At 32.1% G+C, this 18923-nt stretch carries 19 protein-coding genes; 4 read left to right on the forward strand and 15 right to left on the reverse strand.

Annotated features, from left to right (window positions below; genetic code table 11):
* Window positions 1–52: 52 nt before the first annotated feature.
* The 3 genes from ABGB03_RS07175 to ABGB03_RS07185 form a co-directional block, all read right to left on the reverse strand.
* Window positions 53–1312, reverse strand: coding sequence for an aminotransferase class I/II-fold pyridoxal phosphate-dependent enzyme (locus tag ABGB03_RS07175; RefSeq protein ID WP_347926080.1), 1260 nt, complete (start codon window positions 1310–1312; stop codon window positions 53–55).
* Window positions 1313–1468: 156 nt separating this feature from the next.
* Complete coding sequence (locus ABGB03_RS07180; protein ID WP_347926082.1) at window positions 1469–2509, reverse strand: pyridoxal-phosphate dependent enzyme; 1041 nt, start codon at window positions 2507–2509, stop codon at window positions 1469–1471.
* A gap of 63 nt (window positions 2510–2572) precedes the next feature.
* Entirely contained in the window at window positions 2573–4633 is a 2061-nt protein-coding gene (locus tag ABGB03_RS07185) for a S9 family peptidase (protein ID WP_347926084.1), read from the reverse strand.
* Window positions 4634–4715: 82 nt separating this feature from the next.
* Here ABGB03_RS07185 and ABGB03_RS07190 point away from each other — a divergent pair, with 82 nt between their 5' ends.
* The gene (locus ABGB03_RS07190; RefSeq protein ID WP_347926086.1) at window positions 4716–5039 is read left to right on the forward strand and encodes a YbaB/EbfC family nucleoid-associated protein; all 324 of its coding nucleotides are present in this window, start codon (window positions 4716–4718) and stop codon (window positions 5037–5039) included.
* 9 nt (window positions 5040–5048) lie between these two features.
* Here the strand turns inward: ABGB03_RS07190 and ABGB03_RS07195 are convergent, their stop codons facing one another.
* The 11 genes from ABGB03_RS07195 to ABGB03_RS07245 all read right to left on the reverse strand — a co-directional run bounded on the left by ABGB03_RS07195 (window position 5049) and on the right by ABGB03_RS07245 (window position 14244).
* Window positions 5049–5765: a head GIN domain-containing protein gene (locus ABGB03_RS07195; protein ID WP_347926087.1), complete on the reverse strand. Its 717-nt coding sequence runs from the start codon at window positions 5763–5765 to the stop codon at window positions 5049–5051.
* Between the two features lie 54 nt (window positions 5766–5819).
* Window positions 5820–5999: a hypothetical protein gene (locus ABGB03_RS07200; protein WP_347926089.1), complete on the reverse strand. Its 180-nt coding sequence runs from the start codon at window positions 5997–5999 to the stop codon at window positions 5820–5822.
* A gap of 15 nt (window positions 6000–6014) precedes the next feature.
* The gene (locus ABGB03_RS07205) at window positions 6015–6659 is read right to left on the reverse strand and encodes a hypothetical protein (RefSeq protein WP_347926091.1); all 645 of its coding nucleotides are present in this window, start codon (window positions 6657–6659) and stop codon (window positions 6015–6017) included.
* 106 nt (window positions 6660–6765) lie between these two features.
* The gene (locus tag ABGB03_RS07210; RefSeq protein WP_347926093.1) at window positions 6766–7857 is read right to left on the reverse strand and encodes a hypothetical protein; all 1092 of its coding nucleotides are present in this window, start codon (window positions 7855–7857) and stop codon (window positions 6766–6768) included.
* On the reverse strand, window positions 7832–8377 hold the full coding sequence (locus ABGB03_RS07215) for a hypothetical protein (protein WP_347926095.1): 546 nt from the start codon (window positions 8375–8377) through the stop codon (window positions 7832–7834). The genes ABGB03_RS07210 and ABGB03_RS07215 overlap by 26 nt, the downstream gene beginning before the upstream one ends.
* Window positions 8377–8916 (reverse strand): RNA polymerase sigma factor, encoded by a 540-nt coding sequence (locus ABGB03_RS07220; RefSeq protein ID WP_347926097.1) that lies wholly within the window; start codon window positions 8914–8916, stop codon window positions 8377–8379. Before ABGB03_RS07220 ends, ABGB03_RS07215 begins: the two co-directional genes overlap by 1 nt.
* 114 nt (window positions 8917–9030) lie before the next feature.
* Window positions 9031–9723 carry a YafY family protein gene (locus tag ABGB03_RS07225; protein WP_347926099.1) on the reverse strand — a complete coding sequence of 231 codons (693 nt, stop codon included), beginning with the start codon at window positions 9721–9723 and terminating at the stop codon, window positions 9031–9033.
* A gap of 54 nt (window positions 9724–9777) precedes the next feature.
* Complete coding sequence (locus tag ABGB03_RS07230) at window positions 9778–10149, reverse strand: VOC family protein (protein WP_347926100.1); 372 nt, start codon at window positions 10147–10149, stop codon at window positions 9778–9780.
* Window positions 10150–10282: 133 nt separating this feature from the next.
* Entirely contained in the window at window positions 10283–10690 is a 408-nt protein-coding gene (locus tag ABGB03_RS07235; protein WP_347926102.1) for a hypothetical protein, read from the reverse strand.
* Window positions 10691–10747: 57 nt separating this feature from the next.
* On the reverse strand, window positions 10748–11767 hold the full coding sequence (locus ABGB03_RS07240; RefSeq protein ID WP_347926104.1) for a GntG family PLP-dependent aldolase: 1020 nt from the start codon (window positions 11765–11767) through the stop codon (window positions 10748–10750).
* A gap of 77 nt (window positions 11768–11844) precedes the next feature.
* The gene (locus tag ABGB03_RS07245) at window positions 11845–14244 is read right to left on the reverse strand and encodes a zinc-dependent metalloprotease (RefSeq protein WP_347926105.1); all 2400 of its coding nucleotides are present in this window, start codon (window positions 14242–14244) and stop codon (window positions 11845–11847) included.
* A gap of 220 nt (window positions 14245–14464) precedes the next feature.
* Between ABGB03_RS07245 and prfB the strand changes: the two genes are divergently transcribed.
* The 3 genes from prfB (at window position 14465) to ABGB03_RS07260 (ending at window position 18458) form a co-directional block, all read left to right on the forward strand.
* Window positions 14465–15572, forward strand: a protein-coding gene (gene prfB / locus ABGB03_RS07250; RefSeq protein ID WP_347926107.1) for a peptide chain release factor 2 whose coding sequence is annotated in 2 segments (ribosomal slippage) — window positions 14465–14527 and window positions 14529–15572 — 1107 coding nt in all. Because the reading frame shifts where the segments join, the coding sequence is not laid out codon by codon here.
* A gap of 2 nt (window positions 15573–15574) precedes the next feature.
* The gene (gene arsC / locus ABGB03_RS07255; RefSeq protein ID WP_347926109.1) at window positions 15575–15916 is read left to right on the forward strand and encodes an arsenate reductase (glutaredoxin); all 342 of its coding nucleotides are present in this window, start codon (window positions 15575–15577) and stop codon (window positions 15914–15916) included.
* A 106-nt stretch (window positions 15917–16022) separates the two neighbouring features.
* Window positions 16023–18458, forward strand: a complete 2436-nt coding sequence (locus ABGB03_RS07260; protein WP_347926111.1) for a TonB-dependent receptor — start codon at window positions 16023–16025, stop codon at window positions 18456–18458.
* 79 nt (window positions 18459–18537) lie between these two features.
* On the opposite strand, the gene ABGB03_RS07265 is transcribed toward ABGB03_RS07260, so the two are convergent.
* Window positions 18538–18720 (reverse strand): hypothetical protein, encoded by a 183-nt coding sequence (locus ABGB03_RS07265; protein ID WP_347926113.1) that lies wholly within the window; start codon window positions 18718–18720, stop codon window positions 18538–18540.
* Window positions 18721–18923: the final 203 nt, after the last annotated feature.

Raw genomic sequence — 18923 nt, forward strand, 5'->3', positions numbered from 1 at the left:
AGCCACTCAATATTGAGTGGCTCTTTTTTATTATTAGTTTCTATTCTACTATTTACTCACCCATGGCAGCAGTAACTGCGGCAGATAAACGTTTGTAAGTTCCGTTTTCTAATCGCTCTCTAATTGCTGAAAAAGCATTTAAAGTTATTTCAACATCCTCTAAAGTATGTGTAGCTGTAGGTATCATTCTTAGTAAAATAATCCCTTTAGGTACTACTGGGTAAACCACTATAGAACAGAATATTCCATAATTTTCTCTTAAGTCTCTAACTAAAGCCATAGCCTCAGGAATACTTCCTTTTAAATATACAGGAGTTACACAACTTTGTGTTGTTCCAATATCAAAACCACGTTCTTTAAGTCCAGATTGTAATGCATCTACGATTGTCCAAAGATTATTTTTAAGCTCAGGCATTGTTCTAAGCATATCCAATCGCTTTAATGCGCCTACTACCAGCTGCATTTGCAATGATTTTGCAAACATTTGTGAGCGTAAGTTATATTTTAAATAATCAATGATTTCTTTATCTGCAGCAATAAATGCACCTGTACTTGCCATTGATTTAGCAAACGTTGCAAAATACACATCTATATCGTCTTGTACACCTTGCTCTTCTCCTGCGCCAGCACCAGTTTTACCAAGTGTTCCAAAGCCATGTGCATCATCAACAAATAATCTGAAGTTAAATTTCTTTTTAAGATCAACAATTTCTTTTAAACGACCTTGCTCTCCACGCATCCCAAACACACCTTCAGAAATCACTAAAATTCCTCCACCAGTTTGCTCTGCCATTTTAGTAGCACGTTCTAAGTTTTTCTCTAAACTTTCAACATCATTATGCTTGTAAGTAAATCGTTTTCCCATGTGAAGACGAACACCGTCAATAATACAAGCATGTGCATCAACATCATAAACAATAATGTCATCTTTAGAAACAAGAGCATCAATAGTTGATACCATACCTTGATAACCAAAATTTAGTAAATATGCAGCTTCTTTATTAACAAAAGCCGCTAATTCATTTTGTAATTGCTCATGAAGTGACGTGTGCCCTGACATCATTCTAGCTCCCATTGGGTAGGCAGAACCGTAAGCAGCTCCAGCTTCGGCATCAACTTTACGTACTTCAGGATGATTTGCCAACCCTAAATAGTCGTTAATACTCCAGGTGATAACTTCTTTACCTTGAAACTTCATTCTGTTACTAATTTCACCTTCAAGTTTTGGAAATACAAAATAACCTTCTGCTTGTGAAGCCCATTTTCCTAATGGTCCTTTGTCTTTATATATCTTTTCAAATAAATCCTTCATTCAGCTATTAGTCTTAGTTAGATGCAGCAAAATTATGGAAATTAATCTTTACTACATAATTAATTTATACACTATATATTTATATACTATGTATATAAAAAAACCCGTAACACTTGTATGAAAAGCATTACAGGTAGGTATGGTTAGTTATTTTGGTTATTTAATATATTGTGCCTTTTTAATAGATACTTCATTTTTACTATCGAAAAAGCCTTGATCTTCCATCCATTTATCACTATATATTTTACTCATATAGCGTGACCCATGATCTGGGAAAATAACTACTATTTTATCATCTTTTTTAAACTCTCCATCTTCATTAAGTTGCTTTATTGCTTGCATTGCTGCTCCACTTGTATAACCAACAAATAAGCCTTCTGTTCTTGCAATCTCACGTGCTGTATGCGCACTTTCTTCATCTGTTACTTTTATAAATTTATCAATTATATCAAAATCTGTTGCCGTAGGAATTAAGTTTTTTCCTAAGCCTTCAATTCTGTATGGATAAATTTCGTCTATATCTAACTCACGAGTTTCGTGGTATTTTTTAAGTACAGATCCAAAAGCATCAACACCAATCACTTTTATATTAGAGTTTTGTTCTTTTAAATATTTAGCCGTACCAGAGATTGTTCCTCCTGTACCACTACAAGCAACTAAATGCGTTATTTTACCTTCAGTTTGTTCCCAGATTTCTGGTCCAGTAGTTGCATAGTGTGCTTGAAGATTAAGCTCATTAAAATACTGATTGATATAAACCGATCCTTTTGTTTCTTCGTGTAAACGTTTTGCTACTTGATAATAAGAACGCGAATCGTCTGCACTAACATGTGCAGGACAAACATATACTTTAGCTCCCATAGTACGAAGCATATCAATCTTATCGGCCGATGACTTAGAACTTACTGCTAAAATACAATCATACCCTTTAATAATACTTACCATAGCTATACTGAAACCAGTATTTCCAGAGGTAGTTTCTATAATGGTATCTCCTGGCTTTAGAATGCCTTTTTTTTCGGCTTCTTCAATAATGTAAAGTGCTATTCTGTCTTTGGAAGAATGACCTGGATTAAAAGCTTCTACTTTTGCTAAGTAATCACCTTTAAAGTCTAAGGTCATTTTATTAAGTTTGATTAGAGGTGTATTTCCTATAAGGTCTAACACATTATCAAATACATTTTTGCTTTGTTTCATAAATGTAATTTAAAGTTACATTAGTAACTCTTCAACTTGGCAAAAGTACAAGTTTTTTTTTAATTAGCTTACAATCTCTTCTAAATCCATTAAAAATGCGAACTCGAGCGCATCTTCTTTTAAAGATTCGAAACGACCAGAAGCTCCACCGTGTCCAGCATCCATGTTTGTTTTAAGTAATAAAAGCGTACCGTTTGCTTTATGTGTTCTTAGCTTTGCAACCCATTTAGCTGGCTCCCAATATTGTACTTGACTGTCGTGTAATCCTGTTGTTATTAATATGTTCGGATAGTCTTGATTTGCAACATTATCATATGGCGAATATGATTTTATATAGTTGTAGTAAGCCAAGTTATTTGGATTACCCCATTCGTCATACTCTCCAGTAGTTAAAGGAATAGAATCGTCTAGCATGGTAGTAACTACATCTACAAAAGGCACCTGAGCAACTATGCCATTATACAAATGTGGAGCCATATTTAAAATACTTCCCATTAACAAACCTCCAGCACTTCCTCCCATAGCATATAAATGACTAGGTGACGAATAATTTTGTGCAATTAGATGTTTTGTGCAATCAATAAAATCGGTGAATGTATTTTTCTTTAGTAATAATTTACCTCCTTCGTACCAAGGCCTACCTAAATATTCACTCCCTCTAATATGCACTATCACATAGATAAAACCTCGATCTAAGAGCGATAATCTTATCGTTGAAAAATATGGGTCTATTGTGTGTCCATACGATCCATAAGCATACATTAATAAGGGTGTTTCTTTGCTTTTTTTAGTGTTCTTATGATGAACAACCGACATTGGGATTTTTGTACCATCCTCTGCTGTTGCCCAAATACGTTCGGAGATATAGTTTTCTTTTTTAAACTTTCCTCCTAAAACTTCCTGTTCTTTTTTTACTTCTTTGGTTTTGCTAACCATATTAAAATCAATAATAGAAGCTGGTGTTGTCAATGCATTATAACCATAACGCAAAATGGTTGTATCGAAATCTACATTAGTACTCGTGTAAGCAGTATAGGTTTCATTATCAAAAGGTAAATAATAATCGTCAGTATTATCCCAACGCTTAATTCTAATATTATTCAGTCCATTTTCACGCTCACTCATCACTAAGTACTCCTTAAAAATGTCTATTCCTTCAAGCATCACCTCTTTTCGGTGTGGAACCACTTCTTCCCAATTCTCAATAGCAGTATTCTTAATACTGGTTTTCATGAGTTTAAAATTAGTAGCATTATCTAGATTAGTAAGTATGTAAAAATGATCTTCGAAATGAGAAATACTATATTCTAAACCTCTCACTCTTGGATGAAATAGTTTAAAATCACCATTTGGTTTATCGGCTTCTAAAATTTGAAATTCATCAGTTAATGTACTATTGCTTGCAATGATAATATACTGCCTAGATTTTGTTTTATAAACCGAAACATTAAATGTATCGTCTTTCTCTTGATACACCATAATATCCTTGTCAACACTAGTGCCTAAAATATGTTTGAACACTTTTTCTGAACGGAGTGTTAGCTCATTTTTAGATGTGTAAAACAACGTTTTATTGTCATTTGCCCAAGTTGATGAACCTGTTGCATTGGTAATTTGTTCAGGGAAAAGCTTATTGGTTTTTAAATCTTTTATATGGATTGTGTATTGACGTCTTCCAACAGTATCTAAACCAAACGAAACTTTTGAATTATCTGGGCTAATACTAATTCCTGTGAGTTTAAAATACGAATGACCTTCAGCCATTTCGTTACAATTAAACAGCAACTCATCTTGAGCATCTAATGATTCTTTTCGTCGTATATAAATAGGGTAATTTTTTCCTGTTTCAAATTTCACGATGTACCAATAACCATTGTATTTGTATGGTACAGATTCGTCATCTTCTTTGATACGTGCTTTCATTTCTTCAAACAAGTTCTTCTGAAATTGTTCGGTATGCTTCATCATGCCATCACAATAAGCATTCTCTTGCTCTAAATATTTAATAACTTCTGGATTATCTCTATCGTTCAACCAAAAGTAATTATCTATTCTAATGTCATTATGAGCTACTAATTCTTTAGGAATTTGTTTTGCAACTGGAGGGAATATGTTTTTTTTCAAGAAATTGTTTTTTACACCATATTAAGCTTTCAAAAATATAAAAATTAAATAGCTTTGCATTAGAAACCAAAAACTAAAAATTATGTTTGGAGATTTAATGGGAATGATGGGAAAACTTAAAGAAACCCAAGCGAAAGTTGAAGCCGCAAAAGAGCGATTAAACTCGGTATATATTGATGAAGCAAGCTTTGATAACTTATTAAAAGTAACACTTACTGGAAATAGAGTTATTAAATCTATTGAGATTGATAACCAGCTTCTCCAAGATAAAGAGCAATTGGAAGATTACTTAATTTTAACGCTAAACAAAGCGATTGAAAAAGCTGGTAATGTACACGAAACTGAAGTGGCTGCTGTTGCTAAAGAAGGTATGCCAAATATCCCTGGCATGGATATGTTTAAATAATATTTTTAGCTAATCTACTTTTATAATTCTTGAATCTGCTCTCAAATTTTGATGTGTAATATCTGCATTTCCTTTATAATAAAGGGTGCAATCTGCTACTGCATCAATATCGATAGTTTCATTTACTGTTAGATACGCTTTGCAGTCTGCTGACATATCAATTTTTAAGTTATTTACTATTAAATCGTAATCATACATTTTAGAATCTGCTGATAAATCTAAATCAAGATTATCTACAAATCCGTATAAATCTGCTTTCGTATCTGCAGATCCAGAGAACTCTAAATTATCTACGTTTATTTCTCCCGAAAAATAACTATCTGCTGCTAATCTAATTTTTGCATTATTTGCAATAAGTACATTTTGTAAATAAATTTTAGCATCAGATGATGCTTTAAAACTATTGATTATCCTTGTTGTAATGTATACGTTAATAGTAGCAGATCCTTTAATATTTACATTATTCTTTACTTTTACTTTTAGTGTATTATCATTGTTTGTTACGATGATATGTTCATGCAGATTATCATTCGCTTCGATTTTGATACTTTCTTCGGTATCAGAAAATGTAACATACGCTTTGAAACCATTTGCGATTTCTATAGCATCGTAATTTGTATAACTAATCTCTCTAGAAGTTATGGTGTCGTTGACTCTTATATTGTCTACATTACATGATGATATACATAAGGCTATTAAAATAATATATAGAATGTTCGTTTTCATAATAATTGATTTTGATTGATGTTGTTTAATACTATTGTTTTGATTAAAAACAATTTACTTATTCATACTTCTTTGCAATTCTAAAACTGGAATCCATTGAAAATTGATTGGAAACCATTGTTCTTTACTCCTATCTAATTGAATTAAAACTTCATTATCTTTAGAGTAAATAAATTGAGAGCTTATCTCAATCTTTTCTTTCTTAATTTTTGCGTTTTTATCTTTTGTGTTCATACTTTTTGTTTAGAATTACCCTTTTTTCTTGTATCTATTTCTTCCCATATTAAAAACACCAACTTTAACACCTATACCAGCAGAAAAGCCATTAATTCTTGATAAAGACGAATTAGCTAAGTTGACTCTACTAGAAAATCTATGCTTAAAACCAGCTTCTAATTGTATGTATCTATTTATATTATATAATAAACTAATTCCTGGTTCTACAACAAAAATGGCTTCCCAATCGTCATCATATACATAACTATCAAAATCATCTTCTAATAAAACAATAGCACCTCCACCAATGAGTACTGGAAATGATATATTAAATTTTGATTTTCCAAAAATGATAGGCTCTAAGTGTAAACCTCCATACGCTCCAGCAAGATCATTTACATTTGTAGAAAGGCCTTGCTCATTTATATCTGCATAAAGCCCTGTAGCAACAAACCCAACTTCAAATTGTTGATTTGCCACATAAGCAATTTTAAAATTTGCAAAGTAACTATCCTTATTGTCTATTTTTCCATAATAAGTTCCAAGCCCTAAATAAACTCCATGGACTGTGTTTTTGCGATCATTAAACTCTATATAATCTTCAGGTTCTTGAGCATTTGTATATAATGACATAAAGCCAACAAGAAGTAGTAAAAGTGTGATTTTAATTTGATTCATGATTTATTTTGATTAATTATTCTATTATTAAAGACAACCCAAATAGTCATGGGTTGCATTAACTTGTACTTATTTTTGTGAAAATTTCTGAATTTAAAAAATTACCTTATTCCTTTAAGGTTATAACTCCTTTTTTACCTGTAAATGTGAACGTTCCAGTAAGTGTAGCACCGAAAGATGCTTTGATGTTTCGAAGTCTTTTTTCTTCATCAAGAACATTGTTCTTGATATTATAAAACGATTTAGACAGTCTTAATAATCCTTGTTCAAGTGTTGCATCAAACTTGAAGGAGAGTTGCGATATATTGATACTTATATCTGAAGATTCTTGATTTATTGTAACTTGTGCGTCTTCTTGATTTATTCTTAAAACCTTAAAGTCTGCAACTTTCATAGTAAGGTCTATATTTTTACCTATTTCTTCAACTTCAATGTTAGAAAACCTAATATCGCCTTCTAATCTTTCAATATATCCTATTCTAGCTTCATCTTTACTAGATGTAAATTTTAGAGTATTAACCTTATCAATTTCAATATCTGCACCACTTGTTTTTAATACCAAATCTTGAGATTCTTCAATATCTATGCTTCCGTTTTTTAAACTAATGGTTCCGTAAGTCATAGATTTCGTTCTCAATTTACCAAACTTCATTTCTACGTTTGCATTGACAATAGATTCATTAATCCATAAGTCACCATGCTCTATATTGGCATTTAATTTACCTGTCCAGTTTTCAATTATAACATCACCAAATTTATTTGTAATGTCGAGCTCTGCATTTATTGGTAAGTAAACTGTAAAATTGATTTCTACATTTCCTTTATCAAATTCAAAAGGATTTACCTTATTAAAATACCTAGAGAATAGACTGGTGTTTTTATCTGATATTTCTGAAATAACGCTAACGTAGTTGTTTGCTATTCTAAAATTTGGCTCTATACGGTCTATAAGGCTTTTAGCATTTTTCTTTTTCTTATTGCTTACCTTAACACTAATAACTATTTCAATATTATCTTTCTCCCAACCATTAATAGCAATTTTACCATACTTATTGTTGATATGCAATTCTCCTGCATTAGTCATTTCAAAGGACTCTTTTATTTCTTTCGTCAATGTTTCTTGAGAGAACATTGATAGGCTTAACATAAATATGATAAGCAATGCGATGTTTTTATAGTACATATTCATTATTCTCATTCATTTTATTAGAGTCATTGATTTGCTCTAATAGATTTTCTATTATTTCAATTCTCTTCTTGTAATTAATAACTATAGCCTCTAAGACACGCTCTGTGTCTAAATTTTTGTGCAACTCTAACTTTAATAATTCGTATTCTTCATCTAACTCATCCATAAACAAAAGGAATTCTTTCTTCTCATCTTGGGATAGTTTTGTGTTACTGTTTACAAGCTTAACTTGATAAGAGACTAAACCTTTATAATGCATATCTATGTCTACAAGTTCTTGATTAACAAGCATGTTTTCCTTAGTATTATTTGTAGTAGCAATTGTAACTAATGAAAACAAACCAAGCGCAACTATAATAACCGCAGCTATTTTAAATACTGGAGATTGCCATAATTTCACAACTTTTGTCTCAGAGTTAGGTTTTTTATCCAATTCAGATTCGATGTTAGCCCAAAGCTTTGCTCTATCTGCTTTATGCTCGTCAAAGAGTTCCTTGTTATTTTTTATGTGCTTTTCGAAATTATCCATTATAATTCGTTTATCATTTCTATTAATTTTTTCTTACCTCTATGGTATTGAGATTTAGATGTTGAGGTTGCAATTCCTAAAATTTCTCCTATCTCTACATGATCATAACCTTCTATTAAATACAAATTAATTATCTGCTGAAAGCCTGAAGGCAAAAGACTAATGCTTTTAATAACTTTTTTAATATTCACTTCTGGAGGGTTATAATCAACATCGTCTCCTATCTTATAGATTTCATTTTCTAATGGAACAACAGCGATTTTTTTCAACTTTAAATGATTAATACTTTTGTTAATCACAATACGTTTTAACCAAGATCCAAAAGTGCTTTCATATCTAAAAGACGACAAGTTTTTAAACACTTCAACAAAACTATCTTGCACGATATCTTCAGCATCCTCCTTTGTTTTAACCATACGCATAGACACATTATACATAGCATCAACATAAAGTTCATACAATTGATATTGTGATTTTCTATCACCTAACTTACTTTTCTCAACAAGGTCTTTGTGAGTATAAAGGATATCTGCTTTCAAATAAATTTACTAACTGTAATTTTCTTAAAAATAGTTTTTATTTCTTGTCTAATATTATAGACAGGTAAAAAAAGAAAGGGTTGCATTTATTGGAAAAAAATAAAAACATAGAGTCTATTTTTTACCATGAGGACTGGATGTATAATAGTCTTTAAAACTAAATTTTCTATCCTCAAAGGTCGTGTGAAGTATTTTAAAATGTTTAATTCGATCTATTCTAAAGGCACGCATGTCTTTACGCAAGTGGCACCATGCTATTAAAATCCACTTATTATCTGTAGAATACATAGCGCATGGTTCAATTTTTCGAAATGAAATATTTGAGTCATTAATTTTTTTATAATTAATTTCAACATAATTAAAATTAGTAATAGCCAATTGAATTTCTGATAAAATATTACTTTCTATACTTTCATGCTTTGTATTGAACACCACAATTTTATCGTTTAACAATTCACTTTTTTCTTGAATGGAGGTTCTGAATACTGATTTTATCTTAATCATAGCTTCATTAAATTCCTTTCTAAATGAAGTGTCTTTAGATTGATTTGCCAAATGCTGCGCAGTAATCAATGCATTAGCTTGTTTTTCAGAAAACTGTACTGGAGCTACTTGATAACCTTCCATAAGTGTATAGCCTCGACCTTCCAAAGTAATAATGGGCACACCAGCGGTTTCTAATTTACGTATGTCTCGGTAAATAGTTCGTACACTTACCTTATATCTATCAGCGAGTTCAGTAGCGGTAACAATACGCTTAGATTTTAAGAGCGTAAGTATAGAAATAAGTCGCGATAATTGATCCATAAAGATTCAAAGATAGTGAATCATAGCATGACCCACTATCTTTACAAATTAAGATTAGTTCATAGAATGAAACGCTACTTTATTGCCTTCGGTATCTAAAAACTGAGCTATAAATCCATCTTCTCCAATAGCCGTTTTTGGCATCACAATTTTGCCTCCTGCTCGTTCAACTCTTGAAAGTGGTAATTCTAAATCTACACCTCCATTTAAGTATACTAATGAGCCTTCTTGAGAAGGTGCATATCCATCCATTTCAACAATTCCACCACCAACACCTTGGCTTTCCTTGTCATGTGGCAATATACCATATTTCATACCTTCCATTGGAGCATCAATTACTTCTTCTCCCAAAATAATTGAATAGAACTTTTTTGCTCTGTCGAAATTTTTTACTGGAATTTCAAACCAGTTAACTGCATTTGTCATTTGATTGTGTATTTATTTATTAAACATATTACAAATGTAGTTGCTGTTTTGTCACAACATGTCAGGGGTTATTGGAATTAAAATTTTAGTGATATACTACTAAGTATACTAAACATTCCTGAAATGTATATATTCAAATAGAATCTTTTACCTCTAGACGATACTTTATTGTTAGTTTTTTGCGTCCCCATTCTCTAGCAGCTTTTACATCATTTCCCATATAAATATCAATGCGGTTTTGCCAACGTCTATTCATTTTGTCTTTAACGAGGTAAATACCTTCTAATCCCTCAATAGTAATTAGCGTATTGTGCTTTAAGCCTAAAGCCAATAAATCTCTAGACACAGCTATACATTTCATTGCTGGTTTTAAAGAATCACCAAATGCTGTAATATTTGGTTGCGAACTTGTTTGATATGCTAAGGAATTATAAGCAGTAGCAGTCACTTCTCTAGTTTGCCAAATGTACTTTTTGGAGTCTTTCTCGTTACAACTTATTAGAAGTCCAATAACACATAAAAAGTACAAACTATTTCGCATAAACTAGTGTTGTAGTTTATTGAAGATACGAAATATTCCAAAAGTAGTTTATAGAGCCTATAAATTGCTAATGGTTGAAAGCAACTTCTCATGCATCACATCAGTATAATCTAAATGCGTGACTATGCGTAGCTTTCCTCCTCCCATACCGATAATGTGAATGTTATTATCTGCTAATTTTTGAACAAAGTCTGTTTCGCTAATATCAGGATATAATTCAAAAATGATAATATTAGTTTCAATAGGTTCAACAATCTTTACAGCAGAAAGAGAACTTAACACCTCTCCTATCTCTTTCGCTTTTTTATGGTCTTCAGCTAATCTTTCAATATTGTTATCCAATGCATATAAACCAGCTGCTGCCAAATAACCTACTTGACGCATGCCTCCACCAAATATCTTTCTAATTCTAATAGCACCATTCATGAGGTCTTCATCACCAACTAATACTGATCCAATTGGACAACCCAAACCTTTGCTTAAACACACCGAAATTGTATCGAACACTTCACCATATTGCTTTGCTGTTTCACTTTTTGTAACCAAAGCATTCCATAAACGTGCACCATCTAAATGATAGCCTAAATTATGGGTATCACAAACTGCTCTTATTTTTTTGATTTCCTCAAAATCCCAACAGGCCCCACCACCTTTGTTTGTCGTATTTTCAACTGCCACTAAACTTGTTAAAGGACTATGGTAAAAATCTGGAGGATTTATAGACTCTTCTACTTGTTGTGCAGTAAACATGCCTCTGTGTCCATCAATGAGTTTACACGACACGCCACTATTAAAAGACGCGCCTCCACCTTCGTAATTATATACATGTGCATATTTATCACATATTACTTGTTCCCCAGGATTAGTATGCAATTTAATGGCAGCTTGATTTGCCATACTTCCTGTAGGGAAAAACAACGCTGTTTTTTTACCAAACATTTTTGCAATACGTTCTTCTAACGCATTAACAGTTGGGTCTTCTTTATAAACATCATCCCCAACTTGCGCATTCATCATAGCATCGAGCATGCCTTTTGTTGGCTTGGTAACTGTATCACTTCTTAAATCTATAATCATGCATTAAAAATAATTATTTAAAAGAAAAAGACGAATTAAAATTCGTCTTTTTCAAAAATCATATATTCAATTTAACTTTAGTCTAAACCATTGTAGTTGCAAATACCACTACCAATTGGAGAACCATCAGGAATTCCAGGTGATGAAGGTAATTTGAAATCATTTGGATTATCACCAAACTGCTTTATCAATAACATATATTGCATTTTATATGTTTCGGTACTAAATGACATCATTGCAATATCTCTAACAGCTTTATTCGCAATCGCTTTTACTTGAAAGAATGATTGGTCACTTGTAGCAAGATTCATTATATACTTTAAGACATTTAGATTAATCATTTGTTGAACTTCACTTAAATAAGCATCCTTATGAGTTTTCTTAAATGAATTATCTATTAATGTTTTTAATAATTCATCAAATCCTAATTGCTTGCTATCTAAACTTTTTTGTTGAATCATTCTGTTTGCACGTTGCGGATGCAACAGTAATTTCAATGTCATATCACTAGCTGTAGACGCTGCACTTAAAGGATCAAACGCAACTCCTGTCATTCCATTAAAAGATTCTCTACTTCTTCCATACCCAGCTGCTCGTGGTGGAAATAAACTAAGCTTACTTTTTGGAATTGCCAAGGTATTGGCATCAATCGTTTTTAATAAAGCATTTAATGCTGCTTTTTGTGAAGAAATGTCTATGCTTTTAACCGTTAATTGTCCATCACCTTTTACAGCATAATTATAATCTAAACCTCCTACAACTTTCGATGCAGCTTCAGCTTGATAACGATGGAAAAAATATAGTGGTACAAATACATCTTCTAGCATAGAATAAGGCTCATTAGTACGAATATTATCTACTGAAAAATTAGAGATTGCTTTTTCTCTTACTGCTAATACATTATTTAATTCTTCTGATGCGCTTTTACCATTATCCCATAAATGCGCTAAAGCATGTGCACCTCCTTGCGCTCTTGCATCACTATCGGTAATAAAACGAAGTCCATCGCTTTTAGCTTTATCTAAAATCTTGTTTAATTCTGCTCTTTCATTAGCGTTTTTATCAAACTCTGAATGACTATAAGCTACAGTTACTTTATCCCAATCGCCAATTCCAACTGCATAAGCATTACTTAAATCTACTTCACCATTTTTTAACGTAACTGTTGGATGCGGATAATCCATTACTGAAGCTCTTCCATTAGTACTTGCAGCAAAATTATGTGCAAAACCAATAGTATGTCCAATTTCATGCGCGCTTAATTGTCTAATTCTGGCCAATGCCATTTCTAACATTGGTTGGTAATTATCATCACGATCAGCAAATGGTTTATTTAATAGTGCTTGAGCAATTAAAAAATCTTGACGCACTCTCAAGCTTCCTAAACTTACGTGACCTTTTATAATTTCTCCGGTTCTTGGGTCAGTAACACTTCCTCCATAACTCCAACCTCTTGTAGAGCGATGTACCCATTGTATCACATTATATCTGCAGTCCATAGGGTCTGCATCATTTGGTAGCATTTTTACTTGAAAAGCATTAATAAAACCTGCAGCTTCATAAGCTTCATTCCACCATTTAGCACCATCTAGTAAAGCAGAACGAATAGGTTCTGGTGTACCATTATCTAAATAATATACAATTGGCTCTACCACTTCACTTTTTGCAGCTCCTGGATTCTTTTTTTGTAATCTATGACGAATAATGTAACGCTTTCTAATTTGCTCTTGTACTGGTGTTGAATAATCCATATAAGACATAGAAATAGCGCCACTTCTAGGGTCAAATTCACGAGGTTTATAATTGTTGTCTGGAAGCTCAATAAAAGAGTGATGTTGGGTCACTGTTACCAATGAAGCTGTAGGTGTAACGCTTCTAATATTTCTTCCAGTTGGTCGCCCACTAAAGGTTAACATCACATCAAACTCAATATTTTTCGGAAATGCTTTTGTGCGCTCCATATTTAAAGCACTCTTGCTTTTGTCTAAACTATAAGTTCCTTCTCCTCTTAATCTTCCAGCTACACCATGTGTGTCTTGCATTAAAAATGGTGTAATATCTATTATATAACTATCATCTCGAGTCTCTTCTATTTTAAAGCCATAAATAACAGATTTTGCAAAGGCCTGCTCTATACTTTTTCGTTCTTGCTCATTATCTGTAAGTGCTCTATAACTTTGATTTGGTTGAATTAACATAAGCTTGTTACCCATTTTAACAAACTTTACTACACGATCATTTCCTAATTGACCTCTATCTAGACCAATATCATTGGATCCAATACCGCTTGATAAGGAGTTTACATATAAAAATTCTTTATCCAAATCTTTAACCTCCAAATACATTTTATCCTGAGATTCTTCGTAGAAAAAATTAAAATACCCATTGAAATTTTGAAGTTTTTTTTCACTAAACGACTGAGAAAATGCTAAACTTGAGCATAAAAACAGCATAAATAATACACTATATTTTTTCATTAATATTGGTTTTTAGTTAGCTACATTATAGAGCTAACATGGTTGGTAATTTACTCTAATTGAGTGTTTTTTTGATATTATAAGTACATAAAACTACATAATTATCTTATTACTAAAAAAGAGTATAATGCTCTTTTAAAAACTTTAACATTTTAAAATATAGTCACATATATTTTGTCTAACCTATTTAAATTATATTTTTGCCTTAAATAGCAAAATTATGGTAACATCTGACCAAATAAAAGATCTCAACACACGCCTTGATAAACTAAGGCACTATCTTTGACATAGATGCCAAACTTATAGAGATTCAAAACGAAGAAGAGCAAACATTTGATCCTAATTTCTGGAATAACTCTAAGCAAGCTGAAATTGTTATGAAATCTCTTCGTGAGAAAAAAAGTTGGCTACAAGAGTATAAAGCCTCAAAAACTTTTGTGGAAGATCTCGAAGTGATTTACGAATTTTTTAAAGAAGACGAAGCCTCAGCTGAAGATGTCGAGAACAGATACAATAAAGCCCTAGAGCAAATTGAAAACCTAGAGTTTAAAAACATGTTGTCCGATGAAGGAGATAGCTTAAGTGCTGTATTACAAATAACCGCAGGCGCAGGTGGAACAGAAAGTTGTGATTGGGCACAAATGCTTATGCGTATGTACTTAATGTATGCTGAAAAATGTGGTCATAAAGTAAAAGAGTTAAACTACCAAGAAGGTGACGTTGCTGGTATAAAAACTGTAACCTTAGAGATTGAAGGTAATTTTGCTTTTGGATGGTTAAAAGGAGAAAATGGTGTCCATCGTTTGGTAAGAATTTCTCCATTTGATAGCAATGCAAAACGCCATACAAGTTTTGCTTCAGTTTATGTATATCCTCTAGTTGATGACACTATTGAAATTGACATAAATCCGGCAGACATAGAAATTACAACTGCACGTTCTAGTGGTGCTGGAGGGCAAAATGTCAATAAAGTTGAAACTAAAGTACAGCTAACTCATAAGCCAACAGGTATTCAAATTTCATGTTCAGAAACAAGATCACAGCATGATAATAGATCTCGAGCTTTACAAATGCTAAAATCTCAGCTTTATGAGATTGAACTTAAAAAGCAATTGGCGCAACGTGAAGACATTGAAGCTGGAAAAATGAAGATTGAGTGGGGAAGCCAAATACGTAACTATGTCATGCATCCTTATAAATTAGTGAAAGATGTACGAACAGGTCACGAAACTGGTAATGTTGATGCTGTTATGGATGGCCATATAGATGCCTTTTTAAAATCTTACCTCATGATGATGGGACAAAATACAGAAAGTAAAACCTTATAATTATGATAAAAATATACCATAATAATAGATGTAGTAAATCTCGATGTGGACTTCAAATATTAGAAGACTCTGGTAAAGAGTTTGAGGTTATAAAATACTTAGATGATTCGCCAACAGCAAAAGAACTGAAAAGCATAATTAGCTTATTAGGTATTTCACCGTTAGAGTTGGTTAGAAAGAATGAAGCTATTTGGAAAGAAAACTATAAAGGAAAAATTCTCTCCGACGATGCCGTTATAGAAGCAATGATCAAACATCCAAAACTTATAGAGCGTCCTATAATCATTAATGGTAATAAAGCTGTTATTGGTCGTCCTCCCGAATGCATTTTAGATATCTTATAAGGATATCTTATAGTTTGATAATGTGTTATTTTCTTTTAACAAAAGTTTAACCAAACCAAGTTAAACCTTACTCTAATTTTGCGGTCTAAATTGCAAAAAATCACACATGAACAAACTATCTCTAACCATCCTTTTCATAGGATTATTTGTAAACAATGCAATTGCACAACAAAGACCAAGTCATACAAATGTGCTAAAAGATGTCAAAATAACTGGTAAGGTTATTGACAAAGTAACTAAAGAACCTCTAGAATATGCCACAGTAGCTTTTTTTAGCAAACAACAAAATAAAATAGTTACAGGTGGTATTACCGATATGAAAGGAAGTTTTAGTATTCCAGTTCCTGCTGGAGTCTATGATATTTCTATAGAATACATTTCGTTTAAGAAAATTACCTTAGCAGATCGCCAGTTACTGGAAGACTTAGGTCTAGGAACTTTCGAAATGGAAATCGATGCACAATCACTTGGCGAAGTAGAAGTTATTGCAGAAAAAACAACCGTTGAAATTCGTTTAGACAAAAAGATTTACAACGTAGGTAAAGATCTTACCGTAAGTGGAGGTACCGTAAGTGATGTTTTAGATAACGTTCCTTCGGTCTCAGTAGATGTTGAAGGTAACGTAGCTTTAAGAGGCAATGATAATGTGCAAATTCTGATTAACGGAAAGCCATCAGGACTTGTTGGATTAAACTCAACAGATGCATTACGTCAATTGCCTGCAGAATCAATAGAAAAGGTAGAGGTAATTACATCGCCATCCGCTCGATATGAATCAGAAGGAACTGCAGGGATTTTAAATATCATCTTACGTAGAAGTAAATTACAAGGATTCAATGGCGCAATAACATTAAATGCTGGCCATCCAGATTCGTATGGCGTTTCAGGAAATGTAAACTATAGAACTGGAGATTTAAACATTTTTAATACCTCTGGATATAGATATAGTGATTCTCCTGGAGATGGGTTATCATTAACAGAATATTTGTTAACTGGTAATTTTATGGATGAATTTAGAGAAACCGAACGTGTTAGGAAAGGATTTAACACCAATTTTGGCGTAGAATGGTATATCAACGATTCGGCATCGTTAACTAACTCTATTGTATATAGAGATAGTGATAATGAAAGTAGAACACTTAACAAAACTTTTTTCTATGACGAAAATAGAGTTTTAACAAGTCAAGGGTTTCGCTTAGACCCAGAGTTTTCAGATAGTAAAACTATACAGTACACTAGTAATTTTACAAAAAACTTTAAAAACGATGCTAAGTTCACTGCTGAGTTTCAATATGAAGAAAGTGATGAAGATGAAGCATCTGATGTAATTGCTAATGATGTTAATTCAGAAAAAGTTGCAACCTTGAATAATCAAAACCGTATTTTATTACAGGCTGATTATGTATTACCAATTGGCGAAAACACACAGTTTGAAATAGGGTATCGTGGCGGTTTCCAAGATAATATTACAGATTATACTGTAGATTCTTTAGATACTAATTTAAATCAATTTGTAAAAGACCAAAACTTATCAAACGTATTAAATTATAAAGAAGATATTAATGCACTTTACACTCAGTATGGAACCAAACTAAGTAAGTTTTCATTTTTACTGGGTTTACGTATGGAAAACACAAGAATAACAATCGACCAGCCGACAAGTGGAGATTATAAAAAGAAAAATTATACAGGTTTATTTCCTACGGTTAATTTAAACTTTGAAATAAGTGAAAAAGAAAACATTACGTTAGGATATAGTAGACGATTACGCCGTCCACGTTCAAGAATGATTAATCCTTTCCCTTCAAGATCTAGTGTTACTAGTATTTTTACTGGTAATCCAGACTTAGACCCAACCTATTCGGGGACTTATGATTTAGGCTACTTAAATCGTTTTGGAAAGTTTGTATTAAGTACCTCTATTTATCATACACACTCTAAAAATTCATGGAACTTTATAAGTTTTGATTCTGGCGAAACTGTTGAAGTTAATGGCGAATTTGTAAACGTGATTCAAAGGTCACCAATAAATTTATCAACAAACGATCGTTACGGTTATGAATTTAACTTAACATATAGTCCAAATAGAGATTGGCGTATTAATGGTGATTTTAACTTTTTCAAATCTATAGATAGAGGTGATTTTAATGGACAAAATTTTGATAATGAAAATGTTAGCTATAGAGCACGTTTAAGTAATAAATACACATTACCATTAAAAATAGATTGGCAAACTACTATATCATATAGAGGTCCTAGCGAATCTGCACAATCTAAGAGTAAAGGTGTTCTTTCTACAAACATGGCATTTAGTAAAGATGTATTTAAAGGTAATGGATCTATCTCAGCTAGAGTAAGTGATTTGTTTAATACAAATAAGCGTCAATCTGATACATTTACGCCAACATATAATAGCTACAGTGAATATAGATGGAGACAACGTAGTTTTAACTTGTCTTTTACATATAGATTTAATCAGAAAAAGCAACGTCAAAGAAGTGGTGAAGATTTTGGTGGTGGTGATGAAGAAATGATGTTCTAGAGAAAGCTAGAATTAGAAAATATATGAAACTAAAAAAGGAAGCCAATTGGCTTCCTTTTTTTATATGATAAACACAAAATTATTGTGTTAATGCGTCGCGTTTTGCTTTCTTTTCGGCTTTAATTTCTCTAAGACGTTCTATTAACGAGCCTCCAATCCAATAAGGGATTACGAACGTTAATAAAAATATCATTAACCAAAAACCTATGGTTAAAATGGTTAAAAATGCTAAAAATCCTAAATATTGGTCAAATTCAAACATAATTGTGGTGTCTTGTTTTAAACTGTGTACAAAGATAAGTTAAGAAATATTGTTATACAATAGGAAATTTCAAATTTATTAACAGGATATAAACCGATAATTTTTATTGAATATTTTAATTTTAAAAATTTCGAATAACCTTTCCTTATCAAAAACTAACTGTTCAACTTTATAAGTAAATGATATTACTTTGGTATTATGCG

Source organism: Pontimicrobium sp. SW4 (assembly GCF_039954625.1).
Taxonomy (GTDB): Bacteria; Bacteroidota; Bacteroidia; order Flavobacteriales; family Flavobacteriaceae; genus Pontimicrobium.